General features: G+C 64.0%; 13 protein-coding genes. 10 read left to right on the top strand and 3 right to left on the bottom strand.

The features are described from left to right. Positions 1-6 precede the first annotated feature (6 nt). The 10 genes from C5F53_RS11240 to C5F53_RS11285 all read left to right on the top strand — a co-directional run bounded on the left by C5F53_RS11240 (position 7) and on the right by C5F53_RS11285 (position 11,120). Positions 7-660 carry a flagellar hook assembly protein FlgD gene (locus C5F53_RS11240; protein WP_105261441.1) on the top strand — a complete coding sequence of 218 codons (654 nt, stop codon included), beginning with the start codon at positions 7-9 and terminating at the stop codon, positions 658-660. Between the two features lie 31 nt (positions 661-691). After that, the gene (gene flgE / locus C5F53_RS11245; RefSeq protein WP_105261442.1) at positions 692-2,092 is read left to right on the top strand and encodes a flagellar hook protein FlgE; all 1,401 of its coding nucleotides are present in this window, start codon (positions 692-694) and stop codon (positions 2,090-2,092) included. Between the two features lie 16 nt (positions 2,093-2,108). Next, positions 2,109-2,849 carry a flagellar basal body rod protein FlgF gene (locus C5F53_RS11250; protein ID WP_105261443.1) on the top strand — a complete coding sequence of 247 codons (741 nt, stop codon included), beginning with the start codon at positions 2,109-2,111 and terminating at the stop codon, positions 2,847-2,849. Positions 2,850-2,947: 98 nt separating this feature from the next. Next, positions 2,948-3,730 carry a flagellar basal-body rod protein FlgG gene (flgG, locus tag C5F53_RS11255; protein ID WP_105261444.1) on the top strand — a complete coding sequence of 261 codons (783 nt, stop codon included), beginning with the start codon at positions 2,948-2,950 and terminating at the stop codon, positions 3,728-3,730. A 16-nt stretch (positions 3,731-3,746) separates the two neighbouring features. Further along, positions 3,747-4,463, top strand: coding sequence for a flagellar basal body L-ring protein FlgH (locus tag C5F53_RS11260; RefSeq protein ID WP_105261445.1), 717 nt, complete (start codon positions 3,747-3,749; stop codon positions 4,461-4,463). A 66-nt stretch (positions 4,464-4,529) separates the two neighbouring features. Beyond that, on the top strand, positions 4,530-5,672 hold the full coding sequence (locus C5F53_RS11265) for a flagellar basal body P-ring protein FlgI (protein ID WP_105261446.1): 1,143 nt from the start codon (positions 4,530-4,532) through the stop codon (positions 5,670-5,672). 1 nt (position 5,673) lies between these two features. After that, entirely contained in the window at positions 5,674-6,612 is a 939-nt protein-coding gene (gene flgJ, locus C5F53_RS11270; RefSeq protein WP_201740834.1) for a flagellar assembly peptidoglycan hydrolase FlgJ, read from the top strand. 12 nt (positions 6,613-6,624) lie between these two features. Beyond that, the gene (gene flgK / locus C5F53_RS11275) at positions 6,625-8,622 is read left to right on the top strand and encodes a flagellar hook-associated protein FlgK (protein WP_105261448.1); all 1,998 of its coding nucleotides are present in this window, start codon (positions 6,625-6,627) and stop codon (positions 8,620-8,622) included. Between the two features lie 20 nt (positions 8,623-8,642). Next, positions 8,643-9,893, top strand: a complete 1,251-nt coding sequence (gene flgL / locus C5F53_RS11280) for a flagellar hook-associated protein FlgL (RefSeq protein WP_105261449.1) — start codon at positions 8,643-8,645, stop codon at positions 9,891-9,893. A 3-nt stretch (positions 9,894-9,896) separates the two neighbouring features. Beyond that, on the top strand, positions 9,897-11,120 hold the full coding sequence (locus tag C5F53_RS11285; protein ID WP_105261450.1) for an HDOD domain-containing protein: 1,224 nt from the start codon (positions 9,897-9,899) through the stop codon (positions 11,118-11,120). A gap of 74 nt (positions 11,121-11,194) precedes the next feature. Here the strand turns inward: C5F53_RS11285 and C5F53_RS11290 are convergent, their stop codons facing one another. Genes C5F53_RS11290 through C5F53_RS11300 form a run of 3 tightly spaced genes read right to left on the bottom strand, consistent with a single transcriptional unit; the run spans position 11,195 to position 13,501 of the window. Then, positions 11,195-11,701 carry a GNAT family N-acetyltransferase gene (locus tag C5F53_RS11290; RefSeq protein WP_105261451.1) on the bottom strand — a complete coding sequence of 169 codons (507 nt, stop codon included), beginning with the start codon at positions 11,699-11,701 and terminating at the stop codon, positions 11,195-11,197. A 2-nt stretch (positions 11,702-11,703) separates the two neighbouring features. Further along, positions 11,704-12,009, bottom strand: coding sequence for an NIPSNAP family protein (locus tag C5F53_RS11295; RefSeq protein ID WP_105261452.1), 306 nt, complete (start codon positions 12,007-12,009; stop codon positions 11,704-11,706). Between the two features lie 25 nt (positions 12,010-12,034). Next, complete coding sequence (locus C5F53_RS11300) at positions 12,035-13,501, bottom strand: PLP-dependent aminotransferase family protein (protein WP_105261453.1); 1,467 nt, start codon at positions 13,499-13,501, stop codon at positions 12,035-12,037. Positions 13,502-13,503 lie beyond the last annotated feature (2 nt).

The raw sequence follows: 13,503 nt of genomic DNA on the forward strand, positions 1-13,503 counted from the left end.
ACCACCATGGTTACCAGCGTCAGCTCCTCCACCGATGTCAACGCACTGGTCAACACCAGCAGCACCAGCAAACAAACCGACGCGGCAGCCCAGCAAGACCGCTTCCTGAAACTTCTGGTGGCCCAGCTGAACAACCAGGACCCCATGAACCCCATGGACAACGCCCAGATGACCAGCCAGATGGCGCAGATCAACACGGTCTCGGGCATCCAGCAGCTCAACGACACCATGAAGAGCATGTCCACCCAGTTCAGCGCCATGCAGGTGCTGCAGGGCGCATCGCTGGTGGGCAAAGGCGTGCTGATCGAGTCCAACACCCTCACCATCAAGGATGGTGTGGCAGCGGGTGCGGTAGACCTGGCCACCAAGGCGGACAAGGTGACCGTGCAAGTGTTGTCCCCTGGCGGGCAGGTGCTCGACAAGTTCGAACTGGGCGCCCAAGACGCTGGCATGCATGGTTTCCGGTGGGATGCATCCACCTACCAAGGCACGGGCGCCCCCACCTTCAAGGTCACGGCCACACTCAAGGGCGTCGCCGTCACCAACACGGCGCTGGCCCATGACACGGTAGTGGCCGTCGGGTCCAGCAACGGCAACATGACGCTGGAACTGGCAGGCCGCAACGCCGTGGCCTACACCGACGTCAAGTCGATTCTGTAACTCTCACCAACCGCACCCCAGAGGAAACACCATGAGCTTTCAAACAGGTCTCTCCGGCTTGAACGCCTCCAGCAAAAGTCTGGACGTGATTGGCAACAACATCGCCAACGCCAACACTGTCGGCATGAAATCGTCCCGCGCCGAGTTCGCCGACCTGGTGGCGTCATCGCTGGGTGCCGCCGGTGGCGCCTCCAAAGGTGCGGGCATCGGCGTGTCGGTGGCCACCATTGCACAGCAGTTCTCACAAGGCAACATCAACATCACCGGAAACAGCCTGGATGTCGCCATCAACGGCGGTGGCTTCTTCCAGGTCACCATGCCCGACGGATCGACCGCTTTCACCCGCGATGGCCAGTTCAAGCTGGACCGCGATGGCAACATCCTCACCAACACCGGCGCCAACGTGATGGGCTACCCCACCGACTTGCTGGGCAACGCCACCAGCGTGACCCCGCAAATCATCTCTATTCCCACAGGGGCGCCGATTCCAGCCCAGGTCACCACCGAAATCACCGCAGAATTCAATCTGGATGCCCGTGCACGTGTCGCAGCAAGCGTCACGCCGCCCACACCCATCAGCACCTACGGCACCTCCCTCACCGCCTTTGACTCCCAAGGTGTGGAAGTCCCAGTGAGCCTGTACTTTGTCAAAACCGGACCGGACCTGACCGCCAACCCCGCCGTCGCTACCGATACCTGGGAGGTCTTTGACTCCACCACCCTGGCGGCAGGCACAGCGGCCTTGGCTACCAACGCCGCCACCTACGCCACGCACAACGCCAACACCACCTGGAACACCGCCAACCCTGGCCCGGACCAACGGGCCACGTTTGCCGCAGCAGGTACCGGCATCTATGCCGCCAACCCCCAGTTGGCAACAGTAGCCGCAGGCAGCCTTTTCCAGATGACATTCGATGTCAACGGCGGCCTGGTTACCCCCGCCGCACCGCAGACATTGACACTGACCTCGCCCAACGTGGCGATCGGCCCCTTCAACGCCACGCTGGACCTGAGCGGCGCCACGCAATACGGCACGGCCTTCACCGTGTCCAACCTGACGCAAGATGGCTATACCGCTGGCGAACTGACCGGTATCAGCATCGATCCCTCGGGCGTCATCATGACCCGCTACTCCAACGGTGAAAGCCAGGCTCAGGGCAAGATTGCACTGGCCGACTTCCGCAACGTGCAAGGCCTGACCCCTACCGGCGGTGGCAACTGGGTGGAGACTTTTGCCTCCGGACAACCCGTGCTGGGTGAGCCCGGCATCGGCAAGTTTGGCGAGCTGCGCGCTGGCGCGCTAGAAGACTCCAACGTCGACCTGACCGCCGAACTGGTCAACATGATGACCGCCCAGCGCAACTACCAGGCCAACGCCCAGACCATCAAGACGCAGGACCAGATCATGTCGACCCTGGTCAACCTGCGCTAACCGGAGCTAACGCACCATGGACCGTTTGATCTACACGGCGATGACGGGAGCCAATGCGGCTGCGAACCGCCAGGCGGTCCTGTCCAACAACCTGGCCAATGTCTCCACCAACGGTTTTCGGGCCCAGCTGGCCACCTACCGCGCCGTTCCATTGCGTGGAGAGGGGGCCACCACACGGGTTTTCGCCCTGGAAGCATCGGCCGGGCACTCCACCAAACCCGGCCCCGCCATGCGCACCGACCGCGCCCTCGATGCCATGGCTTTGGGAGACGCCTGGTTCTCGGTGCAAGGCCTGGACGGCAACGAGGCTTACACCCGCAACGGCCACTTTGAAGTGAATCCCGAAGGTGTGCTGACCACGGGCAACGGACTGCAAGTGCTCTCCAGTGACGGCTCCGCGATTACCGTCCCGGCAGGGGCCGATGTGAGCATAAGCCCAGACGGCAATATCAGCGCCAAGATTGGCAACCAACCCGCCAACAGCGTGGGCCGCCTCAAACTTGTGGTGCCTACGGCCGAAGACCCGCTCAAACGCGGGGACGATGGCCTGTTTCGCGCCTTGTCCGGTGAACCACTCAACACCGAAGACACCGCGCGCGTACACCCCGGCATGCTGGAAGGGTCCAACGTCAACGCCATCGAAGCCATGGTGGGCATGATCCAGACCGCCCGCCAGTTCGAAGCACAAATGCGCCTGATGCAAACCGCCGAATCTAACGACCGCGCAGCCGGCCAACTGCTGAGCCTGCAAGGCTAAACCACCAGGAAAAGCTGTGAACCCCCGCGCTCATTCACATTCGCTGCCCCCCAAGGGGGCGCATGCCTCCTTTGAGGCGGCTCTACAGGAGACATAACATGATCAACTCGCTCTGGATCTCCAAAACCGGCATGGAAGCCCAGCAAATGCAGCTGGATGTCATTTCCAACAACCTGGCCAACGTGTCCACCAACGGTTTCAAAAAATCGCACGCGGTGTTTGAAGACCTGATGTACCAAAACCTGCGCCAGGTTGGCACCGCCGTGAATGAACAGGCGGTCCTTCCCACCGGCCTCCAAATCGGTCTGGGCGTACGCACGGTCGCCACCAGCCGCTCCTTCTCGCAGGGCAATCTGCAGCAGTCCAGCAACAACCTGGATGTCGCCATCCAGGGCAACGGCTTCTTCCAGGTCACCATGTCCGACGGCACCGTGGGCTACACCCGCGATGGCGCCTTCCAGCTCGACAACCAGGGCCGCCTGGTCACCTCGGGCGGGCTGCCCGTGCTCAACGGCATCACCGTACCGGCCAATGCCACCAGCCTGGCCATTGCGCAAAACGGTGAAGTCACCGTTCAGGTCCCCGGCAACACGGCGCCCCAACCTGTGGGCACCATCACCCTGGCCAGCTTCATCAACCCTGCCGGCCTGGAGCCCAAGGGCCAAAACCTGTATGCCGAAAGCGTCGCCTCGGGCCAGCCCAATGCCGGCAATGCTGGCGAGAACGGTCTGGGCGGCCTGATGCAAGGCTTTGTGGAAACGTCTAACGTGAACGTGGTGCAGGAACTGGTCACCATGATCCAGACGCAACGCGCCTACGAAATGAACTCCAAGGCCATCCAGACCTCTGACCAGATGCTGCAGAAGCTCGGCCAGCTCTAACCCTGCGAGTTAAGCCATGACCCACACGCCCCAGGCCTGCACCGCGCTGCGTTCGCTGCGCACCACGGCCGTGACCGCCGCCGTTGTGCTACTGACCACCGCCTGCCAGCAACTGCCGCAAAAAGTCACCGTGGACTTTGCCGAACCCCGTGTCGCGGCAGCCCCTGCCACCACACAAGTCGCAGCGCGGCCCAACACTGGCAGCCTGTACCAAACCGTGGCGTACCGCCCGGCCTTTGAAGACCGCCGGGCACGCCAGGTGGGTGACACCGTCACCATCCAGATTGTGGAAAACGTAACCGCCAGCCAGAAGTCCACCTCCACCGTCAACCGCAACACCTCGGTCGATGGTGCCGTCACGGCACTGCCGTTCAACGACCTCTCCGGGCTCGCCAAATTCAACGTCGGGGCGACCACCAACAACAACTTCTCGGGCAAGGGTGGCACGGAGAGTGCCAACACCTTCGCTGGCTCCATCACCGCCACCGTGGTGGAACTGCTGCCCAACGGCCACATGGTGGTCACCGGTGAGAAGCAGATCGGTGTGAACCAGAACGTGGACGTGCTGCGCTTCTCCGGCACAGTGGACCCGCGCATGGTGCAACCCGGCAGCGTGATCAGCTCCACCCAAGTGGCCAATGTGCGCGTTGAATCGCGGGGTCGCGGCGCCCAGGGCGAAGCCCAGACAGTTGGCTGGTTATCCCGGTTCTTTTTAAACGTTAGCCCCTTCTAAAGATCTCCAGAATAGTGCCGAGGGGTAACAGGTCCAGTCGGACCGTCCCCGTTACCGACTCTGCACATGAAACACTGGAACCCAACAGCAATCACCTCCGGCCGCCGCTGGCTGGGCGGTCTGTGTGTGGCGCTTGTCGTGGCAGGCAGCGGGCCGGCCATGGCCACGCGCATAAAAGAAGTCGCCTCCATCGAGGGCGTGCGCAGCAACCAGCTCACCGGCTTTGGGCTGGTGGTGGGCCTGGACGGCACGGGTGACCAGACCACCCAGATGCCCTACACCACCCAGGGCCTCAAAAACTACATGGAGCAACTGGGCCTCACGCTCACCGCAGCGTCCCAAGCCCAGCTACAGATGAAAAACGTGGCTGCCGTGCTGGTCACTGCCCAACTCCCCGCCTTTGCGCGCCCAGGTCAGATGCTGGACATCAACGTCTCGTCGCTCGGCAACTCCAAATCCCTCAAGGGCGGCACCCTGATTGCCACCCCCCTCAAGGGCGCAGACGGTGAGGTATACGCCCTGGCCCAGGGCAACCTGATCGTGGCCGGTGCCGGTGCCGCCGCGGGCGGCAGCAAGGTGCAAGTCAACCACCTCAGCGCGGGCCGCATTCCGGACGGAGCCCAGGTGGAACGCAGCGTCCCCACCGCCCTGCAAGAGGGCCCCACCATCAACCTGAGCCTGAGCGCCTCGGACTTTCAGACCGCCCGCAAAGTGGCCCAGTCCATCAACAACCGCTTTGGCAACAGCATTGCCCAAGCGCTGGACGGCCGCACCGTACAGGTCAAAGCGCCCACCAGCCCGAATGAGCGTGTGAATTTCATTGCCGAGATGGAAGAACTCACCGTGGAAAACTCGATCGCCGCGGCCAAGGTCATCATCAACTCCCGCACCGGCTCCATCGTGATGAACCAGGCCGTCACCCTGGGCCCCTGCGCGGTGGCGCACGGCAACCTGTCCATCAGCGTGTCCTCCACCCCGGTCATCAGCCAGCCCAATGCCTTGTCGGGCGGGCAAACCGTGGTCGGAGAAAAGGCCAACATCGACATCAAGCAGGAAGCTGGCAAGCTGATCCAGCTACCCGCAGCCACACAGCTCACCGACGTAGTGAAGGCCCTCAACTCACTGGGCGCCACACCACAAGACCTGCTGGCCATTCTGCAAGCGATCAAGTCGGCCGGTGCGCTGAACGCGGAGCTGGAGGTCATCTGACATGGGCTACGGCAACAGTCTCGGAACGTCTTCACTGGGCAATATGCAAAGCCTGGCGGTAGACACCCAGTCGCTGGGCAACCTGAAGCTGCAAGCGGGCAAAAACTCGCCCGAAGCGATCAAGGAAACCGCCAAACAATTCGAGTCCCTGTTCATGCGCGAGCTAGTCAAAAGCATGCGCGAGGCCACCATGAAATCCGGCATGCTGGACAACCCTGGCAGTGACCTGGGCACCGACCTGCTGGACCAGCAACTGGCCGTCAGCATGTCCGGCCAGCCCGGTGGCCTGTCGGACCTGATTGCGCAGCAGCTGACCCGCCAAATGGGCATCACCGCAGAGCCTGGCACCGATGCCGCCACGCCCATACGCCCCCAAACACTGGGCAGTGCCACACCGTCCACCGCCCCACGGGCCACGGCTTCAGATGCCACTCTGCCACCGGTCAAGATCAAACGCACGCCCACCGAGAGCCAGGCCAGTTTTGTACGCCAGCACTCCGACGCAGCCAGCAAGGTCGAAAAGGCCACTGGCATTCCCGCCAGTTTCATGCTGGGCCAGGCAGGCCACGAAACCGGCTGGGGCCGCGCCCAGATCAAAACCAAAGGCGGCGGCAACTCCTTCAACCTGTTTGGCATCAAGGCCGGCGCCAGCTGGACTGGCAAGGTCGCCGAGGTCACCACCACCGAATACGTCAACGGCGTGGCACAGAAGCAGGTGGCCAAGTTCCGCGCCTACGACTCGTATGAAGACTCCTTCAAGGACTATGCCCGCCTGATCTCCGAGAGCCCCCGCTACGCCAAAGCCCGGGCCCAAACAGGCTCGGCCCAGGCCTTTGCGACAGGCCTGCAAAAAGCCGGCTACGCGACCGACCCCGAGTACGCCGCCAAGCTGAGCCGCGCCATCAACACCACCCTGCACCTGCGCCGCCTGCAGGTGTAACCGGACGCCACCATGAGCATTCTCAACATCGGCACGCGTGCACTGCAAGCCAACCAGGTGGCGCTGCAGACGGCAGGCAACAACATTGCCAACGTCAACACGCCAGGTTATTCACGCCAGACCGTCACACTGCAAACGGTGCAGGGCCAGTTCTCCGGTGGTGGCTACATTGGCAAGGGCGTGGATGTGCAAACCATCCAGCGCAACTTCAGCGCCTTCCTGACCCGCCAGTCCACATTGGCCAGCTCGGTGCAGTCAGCCGACGTCACCCGCTCCGACAAGCTCAGCCAGCTCGAAGGCATCTTCCCTGGTGGCACCAGCGGACTGGGGGCCGCCATCAGCGAGATGTTGAACGCGTTTTCGGACGTGGCCAGCGCCCCTACCGACCTGACCGCCCGTACCGTGGCGCTGACCCGGGTGGACGAAACTGCCTCGCGCATGCGCGCCGCCTCGCAGGCGCTGGACGACCTGCAACAGGGCGTGGACCAAGAGCTGCGCCAGAAGGCAGACGCCATCAACACCCTGGCCCGCGGCATTGCCGATGTGAATGACGAGATTGCCCGCGCCCAGGGCACCGGCCAACCGCCCAACGACCTGCTAGACCGCCGCGACCAACTGGTGCGCGAACTCAACCAGTACGTGCAAACCACCTCCATCCCGGCCGATGACGGCACGGTGGGTATTTTTCTGGCCAGCAGCCAGGCCCTGGTGTTGGGCACCACGGTGTCGCCCGTCTCCATCGTGAGCGATGACTTTGGTGACACCCTGAAAAACAAACTCGCCATCACCCGCAACGGCCTCACCGTGGTGCTGGATGAAAACGCGCTGGGCGGCGGCGAGGTGGCCGGCCTGCTGCGCTTTCAAAACAGTGACCTGGTGGAAGGCCGCAACCTGCTGGGGCGCCTGACCATGGCCGTGAGCACCGCCATGAACGCGCAACACCAACTGGGCCTGGACCTGGATGGCAACTTTGGCGGCAACCTGTTCACCCCGGCCACCTTCAATGGGCAAAACATTCGCCAGCCCGTGCCTCCGGCCACGCTGAACACCGGCACCGGCGGCCTCACCCTGGCCATCACCGACGTCAGCAAGTTCGCCGCGTCGGACTACGAGATCAACTTCAGCTCCGCCACCTCGGGCTCCATCACGCGCCGTTCCGACGGCCTGGTGGTCAGCTTTCCACAAACGCCCGCCCCCGCCTCCGGCGCCTTGGCCAATGTGGATGGGCTGGACATCTTCGTCTCGGGCACGCCCAACGTGGGCGACCGATTCCTGCTCAAACCCTTCAGCACCTCGGCCAGCAATATCGACAGCGTGTTCTCCACCCCGCGCAACCTGGCCGTAGCCAGCCCGATTGCGGGCTCCATGGGCAGCACCAACCAGGGCAGCCTCAAGCAAGTGTCCATCAGTGCGCGCACCCTGCCCATGTCGCTGGCCACGCCGGTGGTGTTTACCTTCACCGGCACCAACACCTACACCCGAAGCGACGAAACCCCGGTGGCCAACACCACCGTGTTCACCTACACGCCGGGCCAGGCCATTGAGGCCGAATACCCCAACAACTACCCCACGCTGCCGCCCACCTACAACGATCCGCTGACCGGCTGGACCTTTACCTTGCAAGGCTCGCCCAAGCCGGGCGACACCTTCACGGTCATCGACATCAAAGACCCGGCTTACGGCGTGGACTACAAGCTCAATGCGGGCAACGCCACCGCCATGATGAACCTGCGTGATATGGCCATGTTCGATGGCGCCGCCCTGACCGACGGCTACGCCAGCCTGATCTCGCAAATTGGCATCCGCAGCCAAAGCGCTGCCTATGCCGCCGAGGTGTCCAGCTCCATCGCCACCAACCTGGAGAAAGACCGCACTGGCGTATCGGGCGTGAACCTGGACGAAGAAGCTGCCAAACTGTTGCAGTACCAGCAGGCCTACCAGGCCTCGGCAAAAATGATCCAGATCGCGCAAAGCATTTTTGACACCCTGATGCAAGGCCTCAACCGCTGAGGCCCCGGAGGACGACCACCATGGCCACTTCTTTATCTCGCCTGGGCACCGCCAACACCTACGACCTGGCCATGCGCAACCTCACGGCGCGCCAGACCAAGCTGGCCGACCTGCAAGAAAACCTTACATCGGGCAAACGCGTGGTGCGCCCCAGCGACGACCCCACGGGCGCCGCCCAGGCCGAGCGCTCGCTCACCCGCCTGGCCCGCATTGCCACCGACCAGCGCGCGCTGGAGGCGCAAAAAAACTCCATCGCCTCGGCCGAAAGTACCTTGGGCGACATCACCAGCGCGCTGCAGCGTTTTCGCGAACTCACCGTGTCGGCTGGCAACGGCAACAACACCGCCGCCGAACGCCGCACCATTGCCGTGGAACTGCAAGGCCTGCGTGAGCAGGTGCTCACCATGGCCAACCGCAAAGACAACAACGGCCTGCCTTTGTTTGCCGCCCTGGGCAGTGGCCAAGTGCCTTTTGCCGGCCCCAACTCGCCGCCCACCGACTACAGCTTTCTGGGGCTGCCCGGCCAGGCCGCCGCCAGCGAAAACGCCATTCCCGGCACGCTGGATGGTGAGAGTGCCTTCATGCTGCAAGGCCGCCGCGATGGCGCCTACAACGTCACCCTGTCCCAGATCCCGACCGACCGCACGCTGCAAACAGGCCCCGTCACGGTGGTCGACCCCACCCTGGTCAATGGCTCCAGCTACTCCATCACCATCGATGCCGTGTCCACCGTGGCCGGCACCACCACAGTGACGTACAGCGTAGCCGAAGGCCCGCCCGTGGCCGGCCCCACCCAGTCGGGCCTGACCGCCTCTTTCCCGTCCAACCTGGCGCCCAGCTTCACCATCACGGCCATGCCCGGCCTGTCCATGACCGTGAACGGCCTGCCCGTGGCCGGCGACGCCATCACCATAGACACCAGCCCCAGCATCTTCAGCGTCATGGACGATGCCATCCGCGACATCGGCACCGCCGTCAATGCCAACGCCGCCTCACAAGCCGTAGCCCAGGCGCTGGGCAATCTGGACATCGGCATGGAGCGGGTGTCCGCCGTGCGTGGCCAAGCCGGTGACCTGCTCAACCGGGCCGACCGCATCACCTCCACCCAAGAGTCGCGCAGCATACAGCTGGAAGCCGACCGCTCGCGCGCCGAAGACCTGGACATGATCAAAGGCATTGCCGACTTCCAGAACCAGCAGACCGGCTATTCGGCCGCGCTGCAGTCCTATGCCCAGGTGCAAAAGCTGTCGCTGTTCAACTTCATTGGATAAGCCATGAGCAACTCGGTGTTGGGCAGCGTGACCATGGGCTACCAGCCTGTGTGGAACGCGTGGCGCCAGCGCTGCGCCACGCGCCTGGTGGTGGAGCCCCACCTCAGCGGTGCGGTGGACGCACAACACCTGCTGCACACCCTGCACGAACTCTGGCCCGCCAGCCTGGAGGCCCAGATCCTGGTGGTCCGCACGCCGGCCCTGCTCAGCGACCTGCTGGACCACACCCCTGCCCAGAGCCTGTGGCTGGAAGTGCCCGATGCCTGGCTGGGCGACGCCCTGCTGGCGGGCCGCGTGCGTAAAGCCCAACAACGCGGGGTGCGCCTGCTCTGGCGCGGCGAAGCGGGCCAGCCACCAGCTGCCGAGTTGCAGGGCCTGTTTCACAAAACCCTGCGCAGCATCACCCCGCACGATGCCCTGGCCGCCCTACGCGCCGCATTGCAACGCAGCCATGACGGTGGCACTGCCGGCCCCGGTGCCTGGGTATCGCCCATCGTGCCCGGCGCCCTGTACGAAGGTCTGGCCAGCCAGGCCCTGGTCGAGCACGCGCTGGACCACCAGGCCGTCTGGGGCGTGGCCGGTTGGCCCACTGAGGAAATGCTGTATGGCTACCGCTACAAACAAATCCAACCCGCGCGCCAGCTGCTGCTGGACCTGGTGCACGCCATTGACGCGGACGAATCGCTGGAAGCGCTGGAACACCGCATGGGCAACGAGCCGCTGCTGAGCTACCGCTTTCTGCGCTACGCCAACTCCGCCGCCCTGTCCTTGCGCACCGAAATCGGCAGCGTGCGCCAGGGCCTCATGACGCTGGGCTACAGCCGTCTGCGCGCCTGGCTCATGGAACAAATGCCCCACGCCAGCAGCGACGCCAACCTGCAACCCATCCGCGCCGCCATCGTGCTGCGCGCACGCATCATGGAACGCTTGGCTGATGCGGGCATTGAAGACGAGCTGCGCCGCGAGGTATTTTTGTGCGGCATCTTTTCGCAGGTGGATTTGCTGCTGGGCGAAAACCTGGGCGCCGCCCTGCACCGCCTGCCCCTGCCCGGCCGCGTGGCCTCCGCCATCCTGGGCCAGACCGGCCCCTACGCCCCTTGGCTGGAAGCGGCCAGCGCCCTGGAGAGCGGCAACACCAAAGTCATCCGCGACGTCTGCCGCGCCCACGACCTGCAGGCCGACGAGGTCAACCGAGCCCTGCTGCGCTCCCTGGCCGCCGCAGCCTGAATTTCAAGCCTTTTTGGCCACCTAGGCCGTGGTTATTGCGCAAGCAGCTATCAAATAAATAGCAAAATTCAACATTACTCAGTCGCCTCAAATGCAGCGTGGTACTGCACTGTGCCCTGCGGCAGCGGGCCACCCAGGCGCAGCGCCATGAAGTACTCGGGGGGCACGCCGTCCAACGTCAAACCGGGCTGGGGCGCAAAACCAAAACGGGCGTAGTAGCCAGGGTCGCCCAGCAGCACACAGCCGCCCGCACCCAAGACCTGTAGCGCCGCAACGGCTTGCTGCATGAGCTGGCTGCCAATACCCTTGCCTTGCTGCGCGGGTGCGACCGATATAGGCCCGAGACCGTACCAGCCTGTGCTGCCGTCGGACACAGTGACCGGGGACACCGCCACATGACCCAACACGGCAACGCCATCGGTGGCTACCAGCGACACACGGAGCTGGCCTGCCGCACGCAGTGCGTTGACGATGAACTGTTCGGTGTGGCTGGTGTGCGGCGCGTTCAGAAAGGCCGCGGCGGTCAACACCGTGATGGCGTCGACATCGGCCGGAGTTTCGGGGCGAATCTGCATGGCCATGCTCACCGGAACACCGGACGGAAAAACGTGCGTTCGTAACTCACGATGCAGCGCGTCTCTTCGGCATAACGAAACGCGGCCTGGCATTCCGCGTCGTTGAAGGACTGTTGGCGGTAAGTCTCGTACGCCGCCAGGCTGGGGAAGCTGAACATGGCCAGGGCGATGTTGTTGGCGCCCTCGGACGGCAAAAAGTAGCCATGGTGCTGGCCACCAAAACGTTCCACCAGCGGAATCCACAGCTTGCCGTAGTGCTCGAACTCGGCGAGCTTGAAGGGGTCGATCACGTAGCGCAAATAACAGGTCACCATCTTTATCTCCTTGGAAATCAATTCGTTACTTGGCCGCAGAGGCCGTCTTGCCCAGCTGCTCATCACGCAGCCGCGCAAAGGTCTTCCAGAACTGCGCCTCCTGCGTGCTCGCAAAGTTGATGCGCATGAGGCTGCTGGGCGTGCGCTGGGCGTGGAACAGCGCACCAGGCGCCAGCAGGTAGCCCTCGTCCAGCATGCGCTGGCTCAGGGCGTCGGTGTCCACGCCGGTCTCCACCCAGCCAAACAGGCCCACCGGGTCGGACGCGAAGGTACAGCCATGCGCCAGCGCTAGCTTCACACTGCGCGCACGGGCACCGTCCAGCTGGGTGCGGATGCGCTCGGCATGGCGGCGCAGCTGGCCCTGGTCGATACACCAGGCCAGCGCTTTCTCTAGCAGCGCGGGCGTGGTCAGGGTGGACAGCAGCTTGGTGTCCAGCAGGCGTTCGGCCAGGTCTTTAGGTGCAGCCATGTAGCCCACGCGCCAGTTGGGCGCCAAAATTTTGGCAAAACCGCCCACGTAGATGGTGCGCTGCAGGCCGTCCAGCGCACACAAGCGCGTGGAATGCTCGGGGGCAAAGTGGCTGTAGGTGTCGTCTTCAACAATGTGAAAGTCATGCTGGTTGGCCAGCTGGAGGATGCGGTAGGCGCTGCTGGGCGAGAGGCAAAACCCCGTGGGGTTGTGGAACACGCTCACACTCACAAACAGCTTGGGTTTGTGTGCCTCGCAGTAACGCGCCATTACCTCCAGGTCCGGCCCCTCGGCGCGGCGCGGCACAGGCAGGATGCGCATGCCCAGCGAATCCAGCCGCGCAAACTCAATGGCCCAGCCTGGCTCTTCCACCATCACGTAGTCGCCCGCGCGCAGCAAGGTGCGGCTCACCACGTCCAGCGCATTGGTGGCGCCCACGGTGGTGATGATTTGCTCGGGCGCCGCGTGTACCGACAGACCGGCCAGCTTGGTGGACAGCGCGCGGCGCAGCCCGGTATCGCCGGCGGGCTCGCCGTATTGCAGCGAAAACGCATTGAGCGCCTCCACGCTGCAACTGCGCCGCACGGCCGTGGCTAAAAAAGTGGACTGCAACCATTCCTTGGGCAACACGCCCATGCCGGGCTGGGGCTTGTTGCTCACGCCCTTGAACATGCCGCGGATCAGCGCCGTGGCGTTGAGTGGCGCGTAGCGCTGGGGCACGGTGAGCATCAGGTTGGCCACCCCATGCGCTCCTGATTCGATAGCGGCTTGCGCACTCCCCACGGCCACCGAGGGCAATTCGCGCACATAAAAACCGCGGTTCTTGCGCGCCTCCACCAGGCCCTGGGCCAGCAGCTGGTCGTACGCGCCCACCACGGTGGACGGGCTCACGCCCTGCTGCTGCGCACACAGGCGCACCGAGGGCAGGCGCGCGCCGGGCGCCAGCAGGCGGTCGCGAATGCGCTGTGCAAACAGCGCCGCCAGTTGTTCGGCCAAGCTGTGAGCCGCGGTTTTCATGAGCATGG

Source organism: Rhodoferax sp. TS-BS-61-7, from assembly GCF_002943465.1.
Taxonomy (GTDB): Bacteria; Pseudomonadota; Gammaproteobacteria; order Burkholderiales; family Burkholderiaceae_C; genus Allorhodoferax.

Excerpts from the sequence above, each read along its gene's own strand:
- C5F53_RS11290 (WP_105261451.1), bottom strand. The coding sequence starts at position 11,701 with ATGGCCATGCAGATTCGCCCCGAAACTCCGGCCGATGTCGACGCCATC.
- flgG (WP_105261444.1), top strand. The coding sequence starts at position 2,948 with ATGATCAACTCGCTCTGGATCTCCAAAACCGGCATGGAAGCCCAGCAA.
- C5F53_RS11300 (WP_105261453.1), bottom strand. The coding sequence starts at position 13,501 with ATGCTCATGAAAACCGCGGCTCACAGCTTGGCCGAACAACTGGCGGCG.
- C5F53_RS11295 (WP_105261452.1), bottom strand. The coding sequence starts at position 12,009 with ATGGTGACCTGTTATTTGCGCTACGTGATCGACCCCTTCAAGCTCGCC.
- flgE (WP_105261442.1), top strand. The coding sequence starts at position 692 with ATGAGCTTTCAAACAGGTCTCTCCGGCTTGAACGCCTCCAGCAAAAGT.
- C5F53_RS11285 (WP_105261450.1), top strand. The coding sequence starts at position 9,897 with ATGAGCAACTCGGTGTTGGGCAGCGTGACCATGGGCTACCAGCCTGTG.
- flgK (WP_105261448.1), top strand. The coding sequence starts at position 6,625 with ATGAGCATTCTCAACATCGGCACGCGTGCACTGCAAGCCAACCAGGTG.
- flgJ (WP_201740834.1), top strand. The coding sequence starts at position 5,674 with ATGGGCTACGGCAACAGTCTCGGAACGTCTTCACTGGGCAATATGCAA.
- C5F53_RS11265 (WP_105261446.1), top strand. The coding sequence starts at position 4,530 with ATGAAACACTGGAACCCAACAGCAATCACCTCCGGCCGCCGCTGGCTG.
- flgL (WP_105261449.1), top strand. The coding sequence starts at position 8,643 with ATGGCCACTTCTTTATCTCGCCTGGGCACCGCCAACACCTACGACCTG.
- C5F53_RS11250 (WP_105261443.1), top strand. The coding sequence starts at position 2,109 with ATGGACCGTTTGATCTACACGGCGATGACGGGAGCCAATGCGGCTGCG.
- C5F53_RS11260 (WP_105261445.1), top strand. The coding sequence starts at position 3,747 with ATGACCCACACGCCCCAGGCCTGCACCGCGCTGCGTTCGCTGCGCACC.
- C5F53_RS11240 (WP_105261441.1), top strand. The coding sequence starts at position 7 with ATGGTTACCAGCGTCAGCTCCTCCACCGATGTCAACGCACTGGTCAAC.